Consider the following 20708-nt stretch of genomic DNA (forward strand, 5'->3'; position numbering starts at 1 on the left):
AGTAGTGCCGCTACTCTCCCGTAGCGCAGAGGACGTCGCAAGAATGTGAAAAGCATGCCTGGTTTCGCAATCCGCGAAGCCGCAGCCGCAGGAGCGCCGCTTTCTTTCTAGGCTTTGTTGCCGATCAACTGTGCCACCACGTTGCGCAGCGTCTGCTCCTGCGCATGGCCTTCCACGCAAGACAGCACATAGGCGCGGTGGTGCCAGTCGCCCTGGATTTCGGCGGAGCCAAGGTCGTCTTCGGGGTGAAAGCTGCGCAGCACTTCGGGCGGCATCAGGCCCACACCCAAGCCATGGCGCACCAACGCGAGCATGGTGTCGAACCCGCTGGTCGAAAAGTTGTTGGGAAACGACCGGCCGCGGCTGCGGTAGGCCCCCTGCAAGGCCGACAAGATTGCCGAGCCCTTGCCAAGGCTCACGATCGGCAAGTCCAGAAAGTCGTCGATGCCCACGGGCCCTTGTGCCGCAAACTGGAAATGCCGGCGGCTGTACACCAGCACCAGCCTGTCTTGCCGATAGTCGAACTTCGGCAGGTCGAGGAACCCGCTCTTCTTCTCATAGATGCCGACGTCGATCACCTTGTCGCGCAGCAGCTGCTGCACGATCTTGCTGTTCTCTTCCATGATCTTCAGCGTGATCTGCGGATAGGCGTCGCGCAGGCGGGCGATGTCCTTCGCAAGAAACTGAATGATGGCCGCCTTGGGCGCGCCGATGAGAATGCGCCCGTCCTGGCCATGGCTCAGCACCTGGGCATCGCCCTCGAGCCGGCCAATGAGGTTGTCGATCTGCCGGATGTGCGCCATCAGCCGGCTGCCGGCCTCGGTAATCAACACGCCGTGGGGCACCCGCTTGAACAGCCTGGCGCCCAATTGCGCCTCCAGGTCCGTCACCCGCTTGGACGCAGCGGCCACCGCCAGGCTCAGCCTGTCGGCGGCCCGCGAGATGCTGCCTTCCTCGGCAATGCAAAGAACGAGTTGGACGGTGGTGGAGTCGAGCTTCATGGGGAGTCTTATTGCACCGTTAGTTATGAGCGATATGTAATACCAAATGTGTACAACTTTGCGCCACTCCATCGTCCAGACCGCCCTTCACAGAGGGGGCGTTCTCCACCATTGCGGTGGATAAGACGGTGGAAAAGCCTCTGCGCGGCCAGGCGCCCTGCGCACCCCGCAACAGTACGCGTACTCTGGATGGACCCGAAGTGGCCCATGGCAAGACGGCGGGTATCGCTTCACAGAACTCTCGCACGCACTTCACCTTGACTTCGCCCGCAGCACGCACACTGCCTTCCGACAGCGGCCGGCGCTGGTAGAGGCAAGGGAACAAAGATCCGCTCAGGGAAAAAACGCCTCGATGCCGACCGCTGTCACCTTTCAAGATTTGAGCAAGCCCAGTGGCCGCGCGGCGCCACATGTGGAGGGCACAAAGGCTCAGTCAATCGACGATGCGCCCGGCGCGCCGCGCCAGCCGCGCGTATTCGCTCAACGGCTTGTTCGCCTTCCAGTACAGGTCGCGCTCGATGCCCAGCGTGCCGCCCAGCAGCCGGATCGACATCAGTTCGCGCGCGGACACATGGCCCGGCGCGGGCGCGCCCATGCCAAGGTCGCACAAGCCATAGGCCGTGTCTGCGTCGTCAGGGTTCAGTTCAGTGATGAGCCACCTGGCAGCGCCGCGCGGGTTGAGCCACTTGACCACCGGATGCGGATCGAAGCGAGGGTTGCCTCGCGATGCCTTGCCGTTGGCGAGCAATAGCTGGCGCAACTCGGGGGTGATGAGTTCCAAGGGCGGCCTCCCAGCTCGCGGCTCGAATGGGGCTGGCACCTAAAGGTGCCAATCTCGCCTTCGAGTTCTGAGGTAACTATATACCGTGAAACCTTATCCCGTGGAGGTTTATGCGGGACAACTTGAACATCGTTAGATGGTCAAGACAGGTAACCCCGACAAGCAGAAGGCCCCCGAACTCGTAGCCTTCGGTGAAGCCGTTCGCCGTCGGAGGAAGGAGCTTGGCTACTCGCAGGAAGCGTTTGGCGATTTCTGCGGGATCGACCGCAGCTACATGGGAGGGATTGAGCGCGGGGAACACAACCTGGCGCTCATCAACATCCTCAAGATCATTGATGGGCTGGGGGTTCGGCCGTCTGAGTTTTTTAGGGACTTGGACGAGGCGGTGGGTTCGACGCGTAAGCGCTAGGCGCTAATACCAAGCGGGTCCCTTTGAAATTTGATCGTATCGACTCCGGCGAGACATCAACCGGCCGGCCTATAAGTAAGGCGCGACAAGATTCAACTCGTCCAGCCGCAGAGCCATGGCGTGAGCCGAAACCCCGAAATACTGGGCAAGGGAACTGAATCTCACTCGGTCAAACTGCTCGGCGCGAGCAACCGCCTTCGCGAAAAGAATTGAACCCCTGGGTGCAGCAAAGAGGCCACCTGCGTCCGCCTTCAGGTGATAGGCGACCGTCTCCGTCAGTGCAAGCGGGTGCTTGCCAAAGCGCGCGGTGAACTCGTCGACGACAGCCCGGCGCGGCATGAGTAAGCACGCAGCAAAGTAATCAGCCTCCTTTTCGAGTGGGGAGCGCTGCCAGCCACCACTTCCCACAGGTAACTCTCGGTGCAACGTCCGATCACCAACATGTGGATGCAGGATGAAGTGGCCGATCTCGTGGGCCGCAGTGAAGCGTTGCACCTCATACGGGAATCTTGACGATACGAGGATGGTCGATCGGTCGCGCTGCCACAGCCCCGCCGCTTCACCGCCGCCGCGGTAGTCGGTTTCCAGCCGGCTTCGAGTGTCGTAGTAGAGATCGCAGTGCTCGGCTACGTTCCGTGGATCAAACAAGGTAGGCAAGTCGGGCACCCCGAGTGGGTAGCGAACGTGCCGCCGCGTCCAAATCTCGTATTGGAGTCGCCTCACTTCATTCTCGATTGCAGATTTATCCATGGCGCGCACCTCGCTGGCTGTTTGGAGCTGGCTCGACCCAAAACACTATATATAGCGTGTCGGCATGCACTTCACGCTACATATAGTGTATCCAAGATTTTTCACATAGTAAATCCAATCACTTCGGCGTACATCAGTCCGCAGAAAAGGTCAGGAACATCGACAAGACCATGTGGTTTGCACGGCGAACGGGAGACCTCCGCACGAACGAGGCCACAACGGCGGCGCAAGCAACAGCGGAAGCGAAGCAATTCGCAATGACGCGACTGAGCCGTGGCACATTGGGGGCATCCAACAGCCATGAGCCCACAACATGTATTACGAAGTTAGTGGCAGCCGCTTACGAATCCTTGGCACCTACCATCTCTCTCCGGTTGACAGATCACTTCCGGCGTTCGTGACCGATGCCGCGCAGTGGGCTGATGCGGGGTGCATGGAACACAACCCACAAGAGTTTGCGCCACTTATGCGCCTCAACGACGGTGCGCGATTGGAGGATCTTCTTCCGCCGGATCTGTGGACTGCTGTGAAGGCCGCCTGGGAAAAGGAACCGAAGATTCCTGCTGTGTTGCAAAAGCATCGACCCTGGGCCGCGCTGATCATGCTCGGTGTCGCACGGCTGCGGTTTGGTCCTGGCGCGGAGACCGTGCTCGGGGCAAGTTTAGAGAAAAAGGGACAGACCTTCGGCTACATCGAGCGAGCTGGAGACGTTGCGGCACTGTTCGATTCAGTGCCGTTGCCGGATGTCGTTGAAGTGATTCGGCAAGCGCTGCCGAAGCTCGGTCGTTCTCAGGAGCAATTCGAGGGCATGTACGACCGATGGGCTGCACGCGATGCCGCAGGGCTCCAGGCGCATGTCGAACTTACACCAATGTTCGGCAATCAGGTCATCAGGGACTCGCTCTTGCTCTCCAGAAATCGGGCGTGGGTTGAGTCCGTCGTGAAGGCCGGAAAGCCCGCTTCAAATACGGTGCTTGCCGTCGGGGCGATGCATCTCGTCGGTCCCGGTAACTTCATCGACCTTTTGCGCGAGCGCGCAGTTCCAGTTCGAGAGCTCTAGGGTTAACGCTCACGGCCGCCGTCATGTTTAGCACGTTGAAGTCCATCCCGATGTGCAGCGTTTCGTCTTCGGCGATGCGCTCGTCCGTGTAGTTGACCTTCCGGTCGAAGTTCGGATAGACGCTGCCACTGGTCAGGTTGGTGAACTGGCCGCGGATGTAGGCCTCGATCAGCTGCGGCGGGTAGCTGGCCAGCAGCGACGGGATGTGTAGTCAACCGGCAGGTTCCTGGCGTTCTCATACGTGCTCGCATGGATCAGTCCGTACAGGTGCTTGAGGTGCGGCTTGTCACGCACGAGCTTCACGAACCGCTGATAGGCGAATTTGAAGCCCTCGGAGGTCGTCGTCACGTCCACGCCGTTTTTCAGGCCGTCGACGCTGTAGCGCATCCGCGCGATGATCTTCCACCAGGCCAGGTCGGCCTTGTTCATCTTCATCACGTCGAGCTCGTCGACAACCGCGTGACAGGTCTTTCAGCGCGAGGTCAGCGGCAACGATCTGATTCGCGACGGAATTGACCGTTTCTGCTCGTTTCGAAACTCGGCCAGAAATAGCGGATCTCGAAACTCCGTATTCCCGTGCGAGTTTGGAGGGATGTCCCATAGGTGACCTCAAAAATGAAAAAAAGCCGCACGAGGCGGGTTCGGGTATCAAGTTTGAAGCGGCAGGCTTCAGTCCAGCGATTGCATATTTTCGACGAGTTCGCGAATCATGTCGTCGACCTTGATCTCGGCGTCTCGGAACTCAATATCGAGCGCGTAATCGTCGTCCGGCGGTTCTTTTCCTGGCAAGCAGTGAAGGATCGCCTTCGCTACGAGACTGCGGTAATTACCGAGCAAGCGGTACTGGTCAGCGTCCAAGAATACGCTCGCACCAAACACTGCCTCCTTCAACGTCTCAGCCCGCGCACGTAGGCGGGTGCATTCATCAAGGGTCTTCTCAGAGGACGCGCTCTCCGCCTCTGACATGACATCGGCGTAAAGACCCAAGGTCGCCTTGTAGAGCGCCGTGTACGCGCTGAACTTCATATCGATCACTCGAAGCGCGCCAGTTTTTTTCAGCTCTTGCTCGGCTTTGCTTCGCTCAGTCGCCGCGATCAGCGATACCTTGTAGGCTTCCAAATCTCTCTGGTGCTGCGCTTTTGCCGCCTCTAGGTCCTTGTTCAGCCAATGACTGATCTGTCCCTTGAAAAGCCATGCCGCTGCAGCCAGCAACGCAGTCGTGCCCGCACTACTCGCAGCAACGGTCCAAATAAACTGTCCCCAATCCTCCATGCTCCACCTCCTGAGGCGGAGCATAGCGGGAGCCGGACACGCGCCCGGCATCCCTGTGGAAACTCAGGATGTGCAGTCGGGCGCGCACACGGGGCGGAGGGTTTACCCATCCTGCCGCTGGGGCCAGAGATCCGCGCCGAGCCCGAGAAAGGGGAACGGGTGCGCGGGTGTGGTCACTCTGGGTTTTCGATACTTCGAATCCTCCTCAGCGCCGTAAACTGGCGCCAAGGCGATCCGTCATGTGGCGGCCCAAATCGTCCCAGGGCGCCCGCTGCCGCTAAATCAGGCGGCAGAAGGTGCGCTGTTTGAAAGCCCCTGGCGGAGCGCCGGGACAAGCCGGAAAACGCAAGCCGAACGCTGAAAGCCATCCTAGGTAGGCGGAAAGCTAGTGCCCGGCAAGGCACGATAAAAATGCCGACCCTCATGAAGTCGGCGGGCCGCCGGCGAGAACTAACAGGTGCAAGCCATGTTCACGCTGACGCTGCAGTTCCCGGTCACTGCGGTCGCTGCGATCCTGATCACGCTGCTTTGATAGAGGGGGCGGAGAGCAATCTCCGCCCTCTTCTGTTGGTTCGATGGGCTGACTCGATAGGGCAAATCGCGGAGATCCGCCAACCACGCTGATGGCGCTCTCCGCCGCGCTGCACTCACGCCATTTCCATCATGGCGGTTATCTTGTCCTGCAGGAGGTTGTTCACATCAGCTTGCAACTGAACAATTTCTGCTCTAAACGCATCGAGTCTCGGCTGCGGCAATGCGACGTCGAAACTGTTTCTATCGTTGATTGCGGCGGTGACCTTTACATGTAGATCGAGCAGTTGCCCATACTCATCGTGAGTAATGAACGGCGCCACGGCTTCGATGGCGTCACCACCTGCCTGCAGGTACTCGCTCACCCAACTTTGCCTCCGTACGAATGCATCACCGGAGGCGAAGACAAGGGTGCAAAACGCGACACCGGTCGATGCGTATTCGCGGACAGCTTTGCACACCTCGTTCAGCACTTCGTACTTGCGGTCGATCATCCTCAAGGCGCCGGCAGTCTTAATCGATTGAATGGCTTTCGCCCGTTCCGCTTCGGCGATGAGCGAGACTTTATACGCCTCCAACTCCCGCTCGAAAGCGGCTTTATCGATCTGAATATCGCGCTGAAACTGCGCCTTGATGCGTTCAATGTCCTTGTTAAGCCAATGAGAGAGCTGACTTCGACCTAGAACACCTGCGATTGAGAGCAGAACCGCCGTGACTCCACCACCTGCCAATGCTGCTCGGAAAAAATCCCAGTCCATATTCGCCTCCTGCGGGAAGCTTACAGGTAGAAGCGGGGTATATGATTTTTTGGGGGCACCTTCCTCATCGAGGGCAAACGCGCTGGGTTTCAAGCGTGATCGCCTATGTAGGCCTGGGCCGTTGCCCTACACGACAAAAAGCGAGACTGAACTTGGCATCCAAGCTGTCGAGCAAGTAAGGGACTTCGCCGTCGGCCAAACGATTGCAATAAGTACCACGGAATTCTCGACAATCTGTTGGACCCATTGCCTTTTCGCAAATCAAGCCGCACAGCAGTTAGAAAAGCATGGCGCGCAATCGGAATCAAGTTTGAGCTGCCAAGCTCGGCTGAGAGCGAAAGTAGTCTCACGCATTCGCTTGCTGGGCAGCCGCGAATGTCATGGTTTATCGCTGCGGGCGGCAGCCTTCTTTCGCTTGTCTAGCCAGCCGGCCGTCTCATCCAAACGCTCGTTCGTCACATAGTGAACGAAACACATAACCCGATAGCTGGAAAAAAAGCCTTTAAAGTCTTCGTGCAACTCCTTCGCCCATTCGAGACGTTCTGTCTGCGAGAGAAAGGAATTCATATCTACGGCATCGCTCCGAAGATGAAATACGCTGTTCCTGAACTTCCTGAGCGAATCACAGTGCTTCTTGATCTTGCTACCTATTGCGTCCACGACAGGAACAAGCTCGCAGAACTCTGCCGGGCGAAATTTTTGCAGCAGGAGTCGTAGGTTCAGATCCCTGAAGCTCTCGCATGCGACGCCCAAATAGCCGAGCCAAGTGCAGAAGTAGATGGAATAGTTCAGCCGCTCGTTCTGACTCAATCGGCCATTTCGCTTCCACTTCGCATCCAACTTTTCGTAGCTGGTACGCATGAGGTCAGCTGCGGAGAAGTAGTGAACATGAAACGTAAGGACCGGGTCCGCATCTCGATGCGGAAGAGACTTGACTGATGTCTGGTCGACGGCGGCCGCTGGGGTGGTTGACGTCACGGAGTTCGCAACCTCGCCTAGCTAAGTGATTCCGTTTGCCTTCGCGTCCACAGACACGAGCCATCGAACCGCAGATGCCGCAGAAGACAGCACATAGACCGCAACATCCATCGAAGGAGCGATTGGCTGCTGAACACCTTGACCGTGTCTGTAGTGATGAATACTGTCAACGAAATCCGCGAAGCCATCCAGCATCTTTCCCATCATCGCCAGATCAGTTGGCTCGATGACGCCCGCCACCATCTGCGGTTTCAAATGCGTGTCAATCATCCGCCTATTCAAATTCTGGGCTTGGGGCACCATGAGTCGAGCCAGAATTTCCATTGCTTCGAACGCCGATCGGACCGCACTCTTGGAGTCAACGGGTTGCGCATCTAGATGACCAAGCGCGTTTTCAAGCGCAGCCTTGACCGCTGCGTATCTAGGGTGGCCAAGCCCCCGCAGGACCGAGGCTTGATTTCGCTGAAACTCGGCATCAACTTGGAAGTGAACTCCGCACAATGCATCTACGATGTACCCGATGCTCTGTTCCGAGAGCACTCGATGGACAAACTGCCTCCATGCGACAGCCATGTCTTCGAATGGCGACACATTGACAAAGCGGAGGCGCGTCGCGTGTTTGCCCATCAGATACCTGTACACAAAGGTAATGGCATTCAAGATGTCTGGAAGCGCCGCCGTCTCGAAGAATTGGTCATATCTCCAATAGCCGGTATGGGAAAGCTTCAATCCCCCTTCGACCCTTAAGAACGTGGCGAGGTCTCCGTGCTCGGCCTTGAGATGCTCTTGCGCGTATGACCCGAGCCGAATCCGGAACGGAGCACTGTCTGACAACGGAGCCGCAGGCTGCAGATAGAGCCTTGTGAACGGCATACCAAGCGGCGCAGACGCCGGAGCAGGGATTGGAGCAGACGACATCGCCGCATTCTCGACGATCTGTGCCGGGGCGATGAGCGCGGCCTCGCAACCCACCTAGTCACTTTCCGGGCGCTTTGATGATGCGCAGCACCTGCCGTTCGGACAGTTCGCGCCGCGAAAGCAGCTTCGCCCTCTCTCCGCCAGGTAGTCGCCGAAGATGCGGCTGTTCCGGGTGCTGTGCCCCTCGCCGCGGCGCTTCGCGATAAAAAGTACGACGATTGATGCCATGTTCGAAAGTTGGCTTGCGGGTCTGCGGCAGACCTTGTCAGATTCAAAAGGACATCTTCCCCAATGAAAAAGTCCCGTCGCATGGACTGCGCGGGACTTTTAAAAACTGCCAAGGATCGATTCTGGCGGAGAGTGTGAGATTCGAACTCACGGACGCTTTCACGTCGGCAGTTTTCAAGACTGCTGGTTTAAACCACTCACCCAACTCTCCGGAACCATCGATTTTATGCTGACGCTGGCCCTTCAATCCTCGGGCAAGAAAAGCGTCTGCAGGTCACTCAAGAAATCCAGCCCGCGTTCGGTGGGCCACACGCGGTGCAGGTCGCGCGCGATGAGGCCCTTGCGCTCGGCTTCTTCCAGGCCTTTTTGAATGCTGGTCATGGCAAGGCCGGTGCGCTCGCTGAACTGGGGCAGCGTAAAGCCTTCTTTCAGGCGCAGCGCGTTGAGCATGAACTCGAACGGCAGGTCGGCCAGCGCAACCTCGTCGCTTTGCGACACGGCCATGCCGGCACTGGCGTTTTGCATGTACAGGCGCGGCTCGCGGTAACGCACCTGGCGCACGATGCGGTGCGCAAAGCTCAGCTTGCTGTGCGCGCCGGCGCCAATGCCAAGGTAGTCGCCAAACTGCCAGTAGTTGAGGTTGTGCGCGCAGGCGTGGCCGCTGCGCGCATAGGCAGAAACCTCGTAGCGCGCCATGCCACTGGCGGCGGTTCGCTCGGTGATGCGGTCGAGCATGGCGTAGGCCAAATCATCTTCAGGCAGCGCGGGCGGAAACTTGGCGAACCAGGTGTTGGGCTCGATGGTGAGGTGGTACACCGATATGTGCGGCGGCGCCAGCGCCAGCGCTTGGCTCAGGTCGGCGTCCAGGCCCTCGATGGTCTGGCCCGGCAGGGCGTACATCAGGTCGAGGTTGAAGGTGTCGAACGCGCTGGCGGCCTCTTCCACGGCGGCAATGGCCTGGGCGCGGTCGTGCACGCGGCCAAGCGCTTTCAGGTGCTCGTCGTTAAAGCTTTGCACGCCCACTGAAAGGCGGGTTACGCCGGCGCTGCGGTAGGCGCGAAAGCGGTTGCGCTCGAAGGTGCCGGGGTTGGCTTCAAGCGTTATTTCGCACTCGGGCGCAAGCTTGAGGCGGGCGCGCACGTCGCCCAGCAGGCGGTCTATAGCCTGGGGCGAAAAGAGGCTGGGCGTTCCGCCGCCGATAAAAATGGTGTGGACTGTGCGGCCCCAAATAAGGGGCAGCGCGGCGTCCAGGTCGGCAATGAGCGCATCGAGGTACGCCGTTTCAGGAATGCCTTCAGCCTCGGCCTCGCTGGTGGCGCGCCACTCGTGCGAGTTGAAGTCGCAGTAAGGGCACTTGCGCAGGCACCACGGCAAATGAATGTAGAGCGACAGGGGCGGCAGCGCGGCCAGTTGCAGCGGGCCGGGGCGCATCCAGTGCAGCACGTCGTTGGCCTGCGGGGCGCCCGCGGCCTGCGCCGGCTGAATGGGAAACACGGTGGCCATTGGGTTCAGTCAGTCAGTCAGCCGGTCAAAACCAGCGTTCGCGCATCAGCGCGAGCATGGCCTTTGCCGCCTGGCCGCGGTGGCTGTTGGCGTTTTTTACCTCGGGCGGTAATTGGGCAAAGGTTTTGCCAAAGCTGGGCAGGTACATGACGGGGTCGAACCCGAAGCCGTTGTCGCCAATGGGGGCCTGGGTAATTTCGCCGACCACGCGCCCTACGGCGATGAGGGGCTCGGGGTCGTCGTGGCCGCGCAGCGCAACCAGGGTGCTGACGAGCGCGGCGCGGCGGTTGGCTACGCCGTTCAGTTGCTCGAGCAAGGCCTTCACGTTGTTGGCATCGCCCTTGGCATAGCCGAACTGGGTTGCATAAAACGCGGTGTCGACGCCGGGCAGGCCGCCGAATGCATCGACGCACAGGCCGGCGTCGTCTGCAATGGCAGGCAGGCCGGTGGCGGCGCTGGCATGGCGCGCCTTGGCCAGGGCGTTTTCTACAAAGGTGCGAAATGGCTCTTCGGCCTCGCCCACGCCCAGTGCCGATTGCGGCACAAGCGTGACCGACAGCTCCGCAAACAGCTGCTGCAGCTCGGCCAGCTTGCCGGCGTTGTTTGATGCCAAGACCAGTTGCATTGCCGCCATTGCTTATTTAGCGAGCAAAACCTGCTGCTGCATGACGATGAGTTCGCCAATGCCCTTTTCGGCCAGGCCGAGCAGGATGTTCATCTCGTCGCGCGAAAACGCCGCGCCTTCGGCGGTGCCCTGCACTTCAACAAAATGGCCGGCGCCGGTCATCACCACGTTCATGTCGGTGTCGCAGGCGGAGTCTTCGGTGTATTCCAGGTCGAGCAGCGGCGTGCCGCCGACGATGCCGACAGAAATGGCGGCCACGTGGCCCCGGATGGGCGTTGCGGGAATGGTGCCGGCGGCCAGCAGCTTGTTGACGGCGTCTTGCGCGGCAACAAAGGCGCCGGTAATGGCGGCGGTGCGGGTGCCGCCGTCGGCCTGCAGCACGTCGCAGTCGAGGTGAATGGTGCGCTCGCCCAATGCGGCCAGGTCGAACACGGCGCGCATCGAGCGGCCGATAAGGCGCTGGATTTCTTGCGTGCGGCCGGTCTGCTTGCCCTTGGCGGCTTCGCGGCTGCTGCGGGTGTGGGTGGCGCGCGGCAGCATGCCGTATTCGGCGGTAACCCAGCCTTCGCCGCTGCCCTTTTTGTGCGGGGGCACGCGCTCTTCAACGGAGGCGGTGCACAGCACGCGGGTTTGGCCGAATTCGATGAGCACCGAGCCTTCAGCGTGAATGGTGAAGCCGCGGGTCATGCGAACGGGGCGCAGCTGGTCGGCGGCACGGCCGCCGCTTCGTGTGAAAGCAGTCATTTTTTTAGAGGTATGTAAGAAACAAAAGCGGAGGCAGCTCCGCAAGCCGAAGCAGCCGTGGAATCAGATTTTCTTGGCAGCAGAACGGCGAATGGCTTCGTTGATTTCGGCAATGGAGCGCTCGATGGCGTCTTCGTCCATGTCGTCGATCTCGCCGTCGGAGGGCATGCCGGCTTGGATGGTGGAGGCAAACACGCCGTCGTCGATGGTTTCGGTAGAAACGCCGCGGTCTTCGCGCTTTGAATCGGACATTTCCCATTCGAGCGCAATGAGCGTGACGTTGTCGCTGTGGGCGCCGCCCTTGCGAAGCGCCATTTCAGCCAAGTCTGGCGCAGCATCGGACACGGGCTTGTCGGAAGACAGGGTGTGCACGATGACGGCGTCGTCGAGCACGCCCCACACGCCGTCAGAGCACAGCATGATGCGGTCGCCGCGCTGCAGTTGCAGCGGGGCAGAAATATCGAACAGCGGCGTGGTCGGCGAACCCAGGCAGGTGAGCAGCAAGTTGCGGTTGACGGGCATGTCGGCGCCGTGGGGGCGCGGGCGCTCGGCATGCGAATGGTCGCGCGTGCGGGTGAGCAGGCGGCCGTCGCGCACCACGTAAAGGCGCGAGTCGCCGCAATGCATCCAGGTGGCGGTGGTGCCCTGCAACAAAGCTGCCACCACGGTGGTGCGGGGCGTGTCGAGCATGGCCTTGTTGCTGGCGTACCGCATGATCTGCTGGTGCGCCGCCATGGCCGATTCAGCCAGGAAAGCCTTCGCGTCTTTTACGGTTGGGCGGGCTTCGCGCTGGTAAAGGGCCGCAATGGTCTGCAATGCGAGCTGGGCCGCAACCTCGCCCTCGGGGTGGCCGCCCATGCCGTCGGCCAGCACAAAAAGGCCGGACTCCCGCGTGTAGCAATAGCCCATGCGGTCTTCGTTCTTGAGGCGGCCGCCTTTGCGGCTGACCTGGAATACCGAGAATTTCATGCCGGACGGGTGGTAGGTGCCGCCGCCCTGGGCAGGGCCTTCTTGTCGAAGGAGCGGATGTTGTCGAATGAAAGCCGCACCTTCTCGCCCACGGTGAGCTTGGTGTAGCGCCGCTCGCCTTCACGGCTGAGTTCTTTTTGCAGCGCAAAGACCGATTGCGGGCGGGAAAGCGGGTCGAGCGACATGCACCATTCAACCACTTCGATGAGGTTGTCGGAGTACACGCCGCGCAGGCGCGACAGCGACAGGCTGAGGCGGTCTTTCTCGATGCGGCGCGGCGCGTCGTTGGGCGGGTAGCCCTGCATGCAGGCGTAGATGCAGGCGCCAATGGCGTAGATGTCGGTCCAGGGGCCCATGGACGAGTCGCGCCGGTACATCTCGGGGGCGGCAAAGCCGGGGGTGTACATGGGGCGGATGAAGATGCCCTCTTTGCTGAGCACTTCCCGTGCGGCACCAAAGTCGATCAGCACGGCGCGGTCTTCGTCGGTAACAAAGATGTTGGCGGGCTTGATGTCCAGGTGGAGCATCTTGTACTGGTGCACGATGCGAAGGCCGCGCAGAATTTCATCGAAAAGCGAGCGGATGGTCGATTCGCGGAAGACCTTGGGCCGTTTCAGGTCGCGCGCGGTCACCACAAAGTCCTGCAGGGTGGCGCCCTCCAGGTAGTTCATGACCATGTAGACGGTTTCGTTCTCGCGAAAGAAGTTGAGAACGCTGACCACCGAGGCATGCGAAATTTGCGCGAGCGAGCGGCCTTCTTCGAAAAAGCTCTTCAGGCCGAGCCGGTAGAGGGAGAGCTTTTCGGGCGCGACTTCGGGCGTGAGCTCGCCGGGCCCGCGAGTTGCAAGGGAGGACGGCAGGTATTCCTTGATGGCAACCTGCTGTCCGCTGGGGTCGATGGCAAGATAGACGACGCCAAACCCGCCTGCTGAAAGCCGGCGAACGATGCGGTAACCGCCAATGACCGTATCGGGCAGCAGGGGCGAAGGCTTGACCTTTGACATAATCCGGGAGTTTCGCCCGAAGGCGATGGTGCGGCAAGCGAACGCCATGCCGACGCCTCGGTGCATACAGCAAAAACCACAGTGAGGCGCAATGCCAGTTTACAGCATGACCGGCTATGCCAGTGGCCAGAACGGCCCCGTTGGCAGCCACTCCGAAGCCGAAGCACGGCCTACCGCCGCAGGCCGACTCGGGGTCGAAATACGCTCGGTCAACAGCCGCTTTCTCGACCTCACCTTCAAATTGCCGGAGGAACTTCGCCAGCATGAAACCGCGCTGCGCGAGCTGCTCACGGGCAAGCTGAAGCGCGGCAAAGTCGAAGTGCGGGCTGCCATCGAAAACACGGCCCAGGGCGGCATTGCCGAACCCTCGGTCAAGCTGCTGCAGCGGCTGAACGGCGTGCAAGACGGCATCAAGGCCTGGCTGCCCGGCGCCCGCGAACTGAGCGTGGCCGACGTATTGCGGCTGGCCGGCGGCGACGGCACCACCCGCGGCGACTGGGGCAGCGACCTGCTCGACGTGGCCGGCAAGGCGCTGGACGCGCTGATGTCCGCCCGCCAGCGCGAAGGCGCGCGGCTCGCCAAGATGCTGGAAGCCCACCTGGCCCAGCTGCGTACGCTGGTCGAACAGGCCGGCCCGCTGATTCCTCAACTGGTCGAGCAGCAGCGCGCGCGCTTCCTGGAGCGCTGGCAAGAGGCCATGGGCCTGACGGGCGGCACCCTGCCCGAGGCCGCGCAAGACCGGGCGCTGAACGAGGCGACGGCTTTTGCAATTCGCATCGACGTGGCGGAAGAGCTCACGCGCCTCAATTCCCATCTGGACGAGATCGAGCGGCTGCTCAAGAAGGGCGGCGAAATCGGCAAGCGGCTGGACTTTTTGATTCAGGAGCTGCACCGCGAGGCCAATACACTGGGCTCCAAGTCCGCAGCACTGGAGCTCACCCGCATTGGCGTGGACATGAAGGTGCTGATCGAGCAGATGCGCGAACAGGTACAAAACATCGAATGAGCGAGCGAATGGACTATCCGGGCAACATTTTTGTGGTGGCGGCACCCAGCGGGGCCGGCAAATCGAGCCTGGTCAAAGCGCTCATGGAGCTGGACACGGCCGTTCAGCCCTCGGTTTCGCACACCACGCGGCCACCGCGCGGTCAGGAAAAGCACGGCCGGGAGTACTTTTTCACCTCGCCGTCGGAGTTCGACGCCATGATTGCCGCGGACGGCTTTGTGGAATGGGCCCATGTGCACGGGCACCGGTACGGCACCTCTAAAAAGGCCATTGAAGAGCGGATTGCCCAGGGGGCGGACGTCATTCTGGAAATCGACTTTCAGGGCGCAATCCAGATTCGCAAGACTTTTGCCAACGCGGTCATGATTTTCATCCTGCCGCCAAGCTGGGAAGAACTGCGCTCCCGGCTGGAGCGGCGCGGCGAAGACAGCGCCGCCGTCATCGAGCTGCGGCTCAAGAATGCCGCCGAAGAGATGGCCCGGGCGGGGGAATTCGACTTCGTTATAATCAACGAGTTATTTGAGCGCGCGCTTTTCGATCTCAAGGCGATCGTCCACGCTCAGCGGCTTCGGTATTCTGCACAGCGCCGCGCACGTGCCGACACATTCGCCGCACTGAACATCCCCTGATTTCCTGCTCACCGACCGAAAGATTCTGATCATGGCCCGCATCACCGTCGAAGATTGTCTGCTTCAGATCCCCAACCGTTTCCAGCTGGTTCTGGCCGCCACGTACCGTGCGCGCATGCTGAGCCAGGGCCACGCGCCCAAGATCGAGAGCAAGAACAAGCCCGCCGTCACCGCCCTGCGCGAAATCGCCGAAGGCAAGATCGGCATCGAAATGCTCAAGAAGGTGCCGGGCTGATCTGACGCACCCCTGCAACGAAAAGGCACCGCAAAGCGGTGCTTTTTTTACGTCTGGACGCGTCCATACAGCGGTCACGCTAAAGTGGTAGCCATGAGTGCGGTTGCCAAACATCAGTCCCATGCCCCTTCGGGCATGCCAAAGCCGAGCCCGGCGGCGCTGAATGCGGCCGCCGCAAGCTTTGCCGCGCTGACGGCCAGGCTCGATTACCTGAGCCCCGAAGACACCGAGCTGGTCCGCCGCGCCTACCGCTTTGCCGATGAGGCCCACCTGGGCCAGTTGCGCAACAGCGGCGAGCCCTACATTACGCACCCGATTGCCGTGGCGGCGCAATGTGCCGAATGGAAGCTTGACGCGCAGGCCCTGATGGCCGCCCTGCTGCACGACGCCATCGAAGATTGCGGCGTTACCAAGCCCGAGCTGATCGAACGCTTTGGCGCCCCGGTTGCCGAGCTGGTCGACGGGCTGACCAAGCTGGACAAGCTGCAGTTCAACACGCGCGAAGAAAACCAGGCCGAATCGTTCCGCAAGATGCTGCTGGCCATGGCGCGCGACGTGCGCGTCATTCTGGTGAAGCTGGCCGACCGCACACACAACATGCGCACGCTGGACGATGCGCCGCGCGAAAAATGGGCTCGCATCTCGCGCGAAACGCTCGAGATCTACGCGCCCATCGCGCACCGGCTGGGGCTGAACCAGACTTACCGCGAACTGCAGGAGCTCTCGTTTCGTCACCTGAAGCCCTGGCGCTACGCCACGTTGTCCAAGGCCGTGGCCAAGGCGCGAGGGCGCCGGCGCGATTTGATCCAGAAGGTGCAGAAAGAGGTCGAGTCCGCCTTCTCCGCTGCCGGCATGACGCTGCGGATCGCGGGCCGCGAAAAAACGCTCTATTCCATCTACCGCAAGATGGAAGAAAAGCACCTGAGCTTTGCCCAGGTGACCGACATCTACGGTTTTCGGCTGATCGTGCCGAACGTGATCGCCTGCTACACGGGCCTGGGCATCCTGCACCAGATGTACAAGCCGCTGCCGGGCAAGTTCAAGGACCACATCGCGATTGCAAAGCTCAACGGCTACCAGTCGCTGCACACCACCCTGGTGGGCCCGGCGGGTGTGAACGTGGAGTTTCAGCTGCGCACCGAGGCCATGCACGTGGTGGCCGAATCGGGCGTGGCGGCGCATTGGCTGTACAAGGCCGCCGAGCCCAATGCGGCAAGCAATGACCGGCTGGGCACCAAGTGGCTGCAGTCGCTACTCGACATTCAGGACGAAACCCGCGACGCGGCCGAGTTCTGGGACCACGTCAAGGTCGACCTGTTTCCCGATGCGGTCTACGTGTTCACGCCCAAGAGCCAGATTCTGGCGCTGCCGCGCGGCGCCACCGTGGTCGACTTTGCCTACGCCATTCACAGCAACATTGGCGACCACACCTCCGCCGCGCGCATCAACGGCGACCAGGTGCCGCTGCGCACCGAACTTAAGAACGGCGACGTGGTCGAGGTGATTACCGCTCCCGTATCAACGCCCAATCCGGCCTGGCTCGGCTTTGTTCGAACCGGGCGCGCGCGATCCAAGATCCGCCATTATTTGAAGACGCTGGCGCACGCGGAATCCGAAGGGCTGGGCGAAAAACTGCTGGCGCAGGCGCTGCGTGCCGAAGGCCTCAGCAAACTGCCGGCGGACGATACCGAGCACCAGGCGCTGTGGGAAAAGCTGCTGCGCTTTACCGGCAACCGCACCCGCGCCGAGCTGCTGACCGACATAGGCCTGGGCAAGCGAATTGCCAGCATCGTGGCCAAGCGGCTCGTGGCCATGCTCTCCGAACTGGGCGAGCGGCCGGATGCGCTACTGCTGAGCCGCGAGCGCTTCATTTCGCACGAAACCATTTCGCAGGGCGCCGTGACGCTGGACGGAAGCGAAAACTCTTCCGTTCGCTTTGCCCTGTGCTGCCGCCCGATTCCGGGCGACGAAATCGTCGGCTACTTGGGGCACGGCGAAGGCTTGGTGGTGCACACCGAAAGCTGCGGCGTCGGCCAACGCTTGCGGCACAAAGACAGCGAGCGCTTTTTCGCGGTCGAATGGGCCGACGAGCCCACCCGTGCTTTCGAAACCGGCGTAGTAATTACCGTGCGCAACGACAAGGGCGTGCTCGCACGGGTGGCCGCCACGCTGGCGGACGCCGAAGCCGACATCACGCACGTCGAAATGGCCGATGAAACGCCGCAAGATTCAACCGACCTGCGCTTTGTGATTGCCGTGCGTGATCGGAGCCACCTCGACGCGGTGTTGCGTGCGGCGCGGCGCACTGCATCGGTGCTGACGGCCGCGCGGACGGTTCCCGCGCCCTGAAATTTCGCCCCGGGCGGCGGTCTCAGGCCGCGGTGCCTGAACCCTGCGCGGGATAGCTCACAGACAGCAACTCGACCTCGTGCGTGCCGCCCGGCGTCACAAGCTTCACCACGTCGCCCTCGCGTGACTTGAGCAAGGCCCGCGCGATGGGCGAGATCCAGCTGACCTGCGACTGGGCGCTGTCCGCCTCGTCGATGCCCAGGATGGTCACACTGCGCTCGTCGCCCGTTTCATCGGCATAGCGCACCGTGGCGCCAAAGAAAACCTGATCGCTGCCGTGGTGCACCGAGGGGTCGGTCACCTCGGCAATTTCTAGCCGCTTGGTCAGAAAGCGAATGCGTCGATCGATTTCTCTCAGGCGCTTTTTGCCGTAGAGGTAATCGCCGTTTTCCGAGCGGTCGCCATTCTTGGCCGCCCAATGCACCGCCTCGACAACCTTGGGGCGCTCTTCGTCCATCAATTGCAGCAATTCATCGCGCAGCCGGGCATATCCCGCTGGCGTGATGTAGTTCTTGCTTCCGCTGGGCAGCGCCGGGCCGGCGCTTTCGCCGCCGTCGTCGTCTTCGTCGGCGTCTGTTTCCTTGGTGAATGCTTTGCTCAAGGCAAAACCTCCGAATTTAAAAAGGCCCGCAACTTTCATTGCAGGCCTTCATGATGAAGTGCGGCGAACTCCTGAGTCGCCCGTTCAACATATTGTGCCCCTATCCATGGGCACGATTCCTGGGTACCGGCCGGCTTGCTTCACCCCAGGTCGGAGCGCTTGCAGTCGAAAACCACGCTTTGCTCGACGGCGCGCAGCGCGGGCACCTTGTTCACGAAAGTCACGCCAGCGCTCATCAGGCGCCACTCCGTGGTCTTGAACAGCTTGAAGAGGCTCGTGGTTTCGACCCCGACCGTCGGGATGGAGTTGAAGACATAGACGGGCTCGCCGGACTGGCTTTCTTCTATGTTCACCAGGTCCGCCCTGAGCTTGCCCATGGTTTCCGTATCTTTCGTCCTGGAGCGAACGACGTCCATGTTGACGGTACGAGAGTGCTCGTCGATTGAAATCCTGCGGATCGAATTGAGGGACGAGGCGGTTCCGCTGTTCGCGCCCGGAATGCAGGTGATCTTTCCTGCCCAAGTCGAACCTGTGGCCGAAAACAGCAAGAAAAGGAGCGGAAATGCGAGTCTTTTTGCGTGAGTACCCATGATTCACTCTAAGCCGTTTCCCCGGCCGGCAGGGTTCGACCTATGTCTTACGGACTAATTGTTACGACATCAATAAACGTTAACATTTTGGTCTTCACGTGAAATAAGTCACATTCTTAATTCCCGAGGCTTGCTACTGATGAGTTGAGCGGGAGGGAAGCTCTGAGCTCTATGGACTCTGGTGGGAAGCAATGGTCACTCAGGTCATTCATAACGCGACCATCACGTTGCAGTTGCCCTTCGGCATGAGCGCCAGCGCCGAAGTCGCGGCGCTTCGGGCCGCGGGCATTCCGGTCGACGGCTTGGGCAATGCGACGTCGGGCTATCTGTTCGTGCGAACCACGGGCCGCGGCGACAACCGGACGAACACCTTTCGGTGGTTTGCCACGAGCATCGGCAGAGATCCCATCGACGTGACCAGTTTGCCTGGAGGCCCCTCTTTGGCATGCCGATAGGCAAAAGAAAAAGGGTTAGGACACGTTAATGTCCTAACCCTTTAAGAGAGTGGTGCGGCTGGCAGGAATTGAACCCACGACCCCTTGGTTCGTAGCCAAGTACTCTATCCAACTGAGCTACAGCCGCACAGCTATCGATTATAGCATCCATTTTTGGCCCAAACCGGATCAGGTTGGAAATGAATGCAAGTGGTAGGCCGTGATGGGCTTGAACCATCGACCAACGGATTATGAGTCCGCTGCTCTAACCAACTGAGCTAACGGCCCACGAGAGACCCCGATTCTATTCGCCGTGCGCCTTACTTACGGTGGCTCAGCGCGTTGCTGACCAGGCGCGAGGTGATGTCGACGATTTGGATCATGCGCTCGTAAGGCATGCGGGTCGGGCCGATGACGCCGAGGGTACCCACGACCTGCCCGTCGACTTCGTAGTTGGCGCTGACGATGGAAAGCTCTTCGATGGGCACCACCTGGCTCTCGCCGCCGATGAAGATGCGCACGCCCTCCGCCTTGCTCGACACATCGAGCAGCCGCATGAGCTGCGCCTTTTGTTCGAACAGTTCGAAGGCACGGCGCAGCTGGCCCATGTCGCTCGAAAAGTCGGTCACCGAGAGCAGGTTGCGCTCGCCGGAGATCACAACGTCGTCTTCCTGCGCTTCGGTGAGCACCTCGGAGCTGACCTTGACGGCGGCCTGCATCAAAGCGGCGATCTCGCCGCGCAGCTTTTCGACCTCGGACTGGAGCCGGTCGCGCACCTGCTCGATGGTCAGCCCCGCATAGTGGGCGTTGATGTAGTTCGACGCCTCGACGAGTTGCGACTGCGAATAGTCGGCCTCGGGAAAGATCACCCGGTTTTGCACGTCGCCGTCCGGCGAGACGATGATCACCAGCAGCCGCCGCTCGGAAAGCTTCAGGAACTCGATCTGCTTGAACACTGATGCCCGCCGAGGCGCCATGACGACGCCGACGAACTGCGACAGGTTGGACAACAGGCTGGCCGCGTTGGCTATCACCTTCTGCGGTTGGTCGGGCGCAAGGCTTGGCGCGCTCATCTGCTCGCGCTCGGCAGTGAGCATGGTGTCGACGAAAAGCCGGTAGCCACGTGCTGTGGGAATGCGGCCGGCGGAGGTGTGCGGGCTGGCAATCAGCCCCAGCGCCTCGAGGTCGGACATGACGTTGCGGATGGTCGCGGGCGAAAGGTCCAGCCCCGGCGCGCGCGACAAAGTCCGCGACCCGACCGGTTGGCCTTCGGCGATGTAACGCTCCACCAATGTCTTGAGGAGCAACTTGGCACGGTCGTCCAGCATTGCAA

23 protein-coding genes and 3 tRNA genes are annotated in these 20708 nt (G+C 60.9%); 7 read left to right on the forward strand and 19 right to left on the reverse strand.

Features of this window, described 5'->3' with window-relative positions:
• Window positions 1–107: 107 nt before the first annotated feature.
• Both V9L21_RS02270 and V9L21_RS02275 read right to left on the reverse strand, forming a co-directional pair.
• Window positions 108–1001 (reverse strand): LysR family transcriptional regulator, encoded by an 894-nt coding sequence (locus V9L21_RS02270; protein WP_337308765.1) that lies wholly within the window; start codon window positions 999–1001, stop codon window positions 108–110.
• 433 nt (window positions 1002–1434) lie between these two features.
• Window positions 1435–1782, reverse strand: a complete 348-nt coding sequence (locus tag V9L21_RS02275) for a DUF2958 domain-containing protein (protein WP_337308767.1) — start codon at window positions 1780–1782, stop codon at window positions 1435–1437.
• A gap of 136 nt (window positions 1783–1918) precedes the next feature.
• Here V9L21_RS02275 and V9L21_RS02280 point away from each other — a divergent pair, with 136 nt between their 5' ends.
• Window positions 1919–2191: a helix-turn-helix domain-containing protein gene (locus V9L21_RS02280; protein WP_337308769.1), complete on the forward strand. Its 273-nt coding sequence runs from the start codon at window positions 1919–1921 to the stop codon at window positions 2189–2191.
• Window positions 2192–2260: 69 nt separating this feature from the next.
• Here V9L21_RS02280 and V9L21_RS02285 read toward each other — a convergent pair whose 3' ends face one another.
• The gene (locus tag V9L21_RS02285; protein ID WP_337308771.1) at window positions 2261–2941 is read right to left on the reverse strand and encodes an ImmA/IrrE family metallo-endopeptidase; all 681 of its coding nucleotides are present in this window, start codon (window positions 2939–2941) and stop codon (window positions 2261–2263) included.
• Between the two features lie 313 nt (window positions 2942–3254).
• Between V9L21_RS02285 and V9L21_RS02290 the strand changes: the two genes are divergently transcribed.
• Window positions 3255–4001, forward strand: coding sequence for a TraB/GumN family protein (locus V9L21_RS02290; RefSeq protein ID WP_337308773.1), 747 nt, complete (start codon window positions 3255–3257; stop codon window positions 3999–4001).
• 168 nt (window positions 4002–4169) lie between these two features.
• On the opposite strand, the gene V9L21_RS26365 is transcribed toward V9L21_RS02290, so the two are convergent.
• The 11 genes from V9L21_RS26365 to V9L21_RS02345 form a co-directional block, all read right to left on the reverse strand.
• On the reverse strand, window positions 4170–4436 hold the full coding sequence (locus V9L21_RS26365) for a hypothetical protein (protein ID WP_443304489.1): 267 nt from the start codon (window positions 4434–4436) through the stop codon (window positions 4170–4172).
• A 234-nt stretch (window positions 4437–4670) separates the two neighbouring features.
• Complete coding sequence (locus tag V9L21_RS02300; protein WP_337308775.1) at window positions 4671–5273, reverse strand: hypothetical protein; 603 nt, start codon at window positions 5271–5273, stop codon at window positions 4671–4673.
• 647 nt (window positions 5274–5920) lie between these two features.
• Window positions 5921–6655 carry a hypothetical protein gene (locus V9L21_RS02305; protein WP_337308776.1) on the reverse strand — a complete coding sequence of 245 codons (735 nt, stop codon included), beginning with the start codon at window positions 6653–6655 and terminating at the stop codon, window positions 5921–5923.
• A 285-nt stretch (window positions 6656–6940) separates the two neighbouring features.
• On the reverse strand, window positions 6941–7423 hold the full coding sequence (locus V9L21_RS02310) for a hypothetical protein (RefSeq protein WP_337308778.1): 483 nt from the start codon (window positions 7421–7423) through the stop codon (window positions 6941–6943).
• A gap of 138 nt (window positions 7424–7561) precedes the next feature.
• Window positions 7562–8512, reverse strand: a complete 951-nt coding sequence (locus tag V9L21_RS02315) for a hypothetical protein (protein WP_337308780.1) — start codon at window positions 8510–8512, stop codon at window positions 7562–7564.
• 297 nt (window positions 8513–8809) lie between these two features.
• Window positions 8810–8897: transfer RNA gene (locus V9L21_RS02320), tRNA-Ser, on the reverse strand.
• A 32-nt stretch (window positions 8898–8929) separates the two neighbouring features.
• Window positions 8930–10189: a radical SAM family heme chaperone HemW gene (gene hemW / locus V9L21_RS02325; protein ID WP_337308782.1), complete on the reverse strand. Its 1260-nt coding sequence runs from the start codon at window positions 10187–10189 to the stop codon at window positions 8930–8932.
• 25 nt (window positions 10190–10214) lie between these two features.
• A complete protein-coding gene (locus tag V9L21_RS02330; protein ID WP_281151236.1) occupies window positions 10215–10814 on the reverse strand; it encodes a non-canonical purine NTP pyrophosphatase in 600 nt (199 codons plus the stop codon).
• A gap of 12 nt (window positions 10815–10826) precedes the next feature.
• On the reverse strand, window positions 10827–11558 hold the full coding sequence (rph, locus tag V9L21_RS02335; protein WP_258502198.1) for a ribonuclease PH: 732 nt from the start codon (window positions 11556–11558) through the stop codon (window positions 10827–10829).
• Window positions 11559–11621: 63 nt separating this feature from the next.
• Window positions 11622–12527 carry a PP2C family protein-serine/threonine phosphatase gene (locus V9L21_RS02340; RefSeq protein WP_337308784.1) on the reverse strand — a complete coding sequence of 302 codons (906 nt, stop codon included), beginning with the start codon at window positions 12525–12527 and terminating at the stop codon, window positions 11622–11624.
• Complete coding sequence (locus V9L21_RS02345) at window positions 12524–13531, reverse strand: serine/threonine protein kinase (protein ID WP_126747017.1); 1008 nt, start codon at window positions 13529–13531, stop codon at window positions 12524–12526. Before V9L21_RS02345 ends, V9L21_RS02340 begins: the two co-directional genes overlap by 4 nt.
• Window positions 13532–13622: 91 nt before the next feature.
• On the opposite strand from V9L21_RS02345, the gene V9L21_RS02350 reads away from it, so the two are divergent.
• The 4 genes from V9L21_RS02350 (at window position 13623) to V9L21_RS02365 (ending at window position 17750) form a co-directional block, all read left to right on the forward strand.
• Window positions 13623–14537 (forward strand): YicC/YloC family endoribonuclease, encoded by a 915-nt coding sequence (locus V9L21_RS02350; protein WP_337308786.1) that lies wholly within the window; start codon window positions 13623–13625, stop codon window positions 14535–14537.
• Window positions 14538–14545: 8 nt separating this feature from the next.
• Window positions 14546–15166, forward strand: coding sequence for a guanylate kinase (gene gmk, locus V9L21_RS02355; RefSeq protein WP_015867099.1), 621 nt, complete (start codon window positions 14546–14548; stop codon window positions 15164–15166).
• A gap of 31 nt (window positions 15167–15197) precedes the next feature.
• Window positions 15198–15401, forward strand: a complete 204-nt coding sequence (gene rpoZ / locus V9L21_RS02360; protein WP_021009011.1) for a DNA-directed RNA polymerase subunit omega — start codon at window positions 15198–15200, stop codon at window positions 15399–15401.
• A 93-nt stretch (window positions 15402–15494) separates the two neighbouring features.
• The gene (locus V9L21_RS02365) at window positions 15495–17750 is read left to right on the forward strand and encodes a RelA/SpoT family protein (protein ID WP_337308787.1); all 2256 of its coding nucleotides are present in this window, start codon (window positions 15495–15497) and stop codon (window positions 17748–17750) included.
• Between the two features lie 22 nt (window positions 17751–17772).
• Here the strand turns inward: V9L21_RS02365 and greB are convergent, their stop codons facing one another.
• Together greB and V9L21_RS02375 are read right to left on the reverse strand one after the other, a co-directional pair.
• Window positions 17773–18351, reverse strand: a complete 579-nt coding sequence (gene greB / locus V9L21_RS02370) for a transcription elongation factor GreB (protein WP_337308789.1) — start codon at window positions 18349–18351, stop codon at window positions 17773–17775.
• Window positions 18352–18491: 140 nt separating this feature from the next.
• Window positions 18492–18941, reverse strand: coding sequence for a hypothetical protein (locus tag V9L21_RS02375; protein ID WP_337308791.1), 450 nt, complete (start codon window positions 18939–18941; stop codon window positions 18492–18494).
• A 191-nt stretch (window positions 18942–19132) separates the two neighbouring features.
• Here V9L21_RS02375 and V9L21_RS02380 point away from each other — a divergent pair, with 191 nt between their 5' ends.
• A complete protein-coding gene (locus tag V9L21_RS02380; RefSeq protein ID WP_337308793.1) occupies window positions 19133–19396 on the forward strand; it encodes a hypothetical protein in 264 nt (87 codons plus the stop codon).
• Window positions 19397–19446: 50 nt separating this feature from the next.
• Here V9L21_RS02380 and V9L21_RS02385 read toward each other — a convergent pair.
• The 3 genes from V9L21_RS02385 to hrcA form a co-directional block, all read right to left on the reverse strand.
• Window positions 19447–19523 (reverse strand) — tRNA-Arg (locus V9L21_RS02385).
• A gap of 63 nt (window positions 19524–19586) precedes the next feature.
• Window positions 19587–19663: transfer RNA gene (locus V9L21_RS02390), tRNA-Ile, on the reverse strand.
• 32 nt (window positions 19664–19695) lie between these two features.
• Window positions 19696–20703 (reverse strand): heat-inducible transcriptional repressor HrcA, encoded by a 1008-nt coding sequence (gene hrcA / locus V9L21_RS02395; protein WP_126747023.1) that lies wholly within the window; start codon window positions 20701–20703, stop codon window positions 19696–19698.
• Between the last annotated feature and the right edge of the window lie 5 nt (window positions 20704–20708).

Source organism: Variovorax sp. CCNWLW235 (assembly GCF_037204085.1).
Classification (GTDB): Bacteria; Pseudomonadota; Gammaproteobacteria; order Burkholderiales; family Burkholderiaceae_C; genus Variovorax.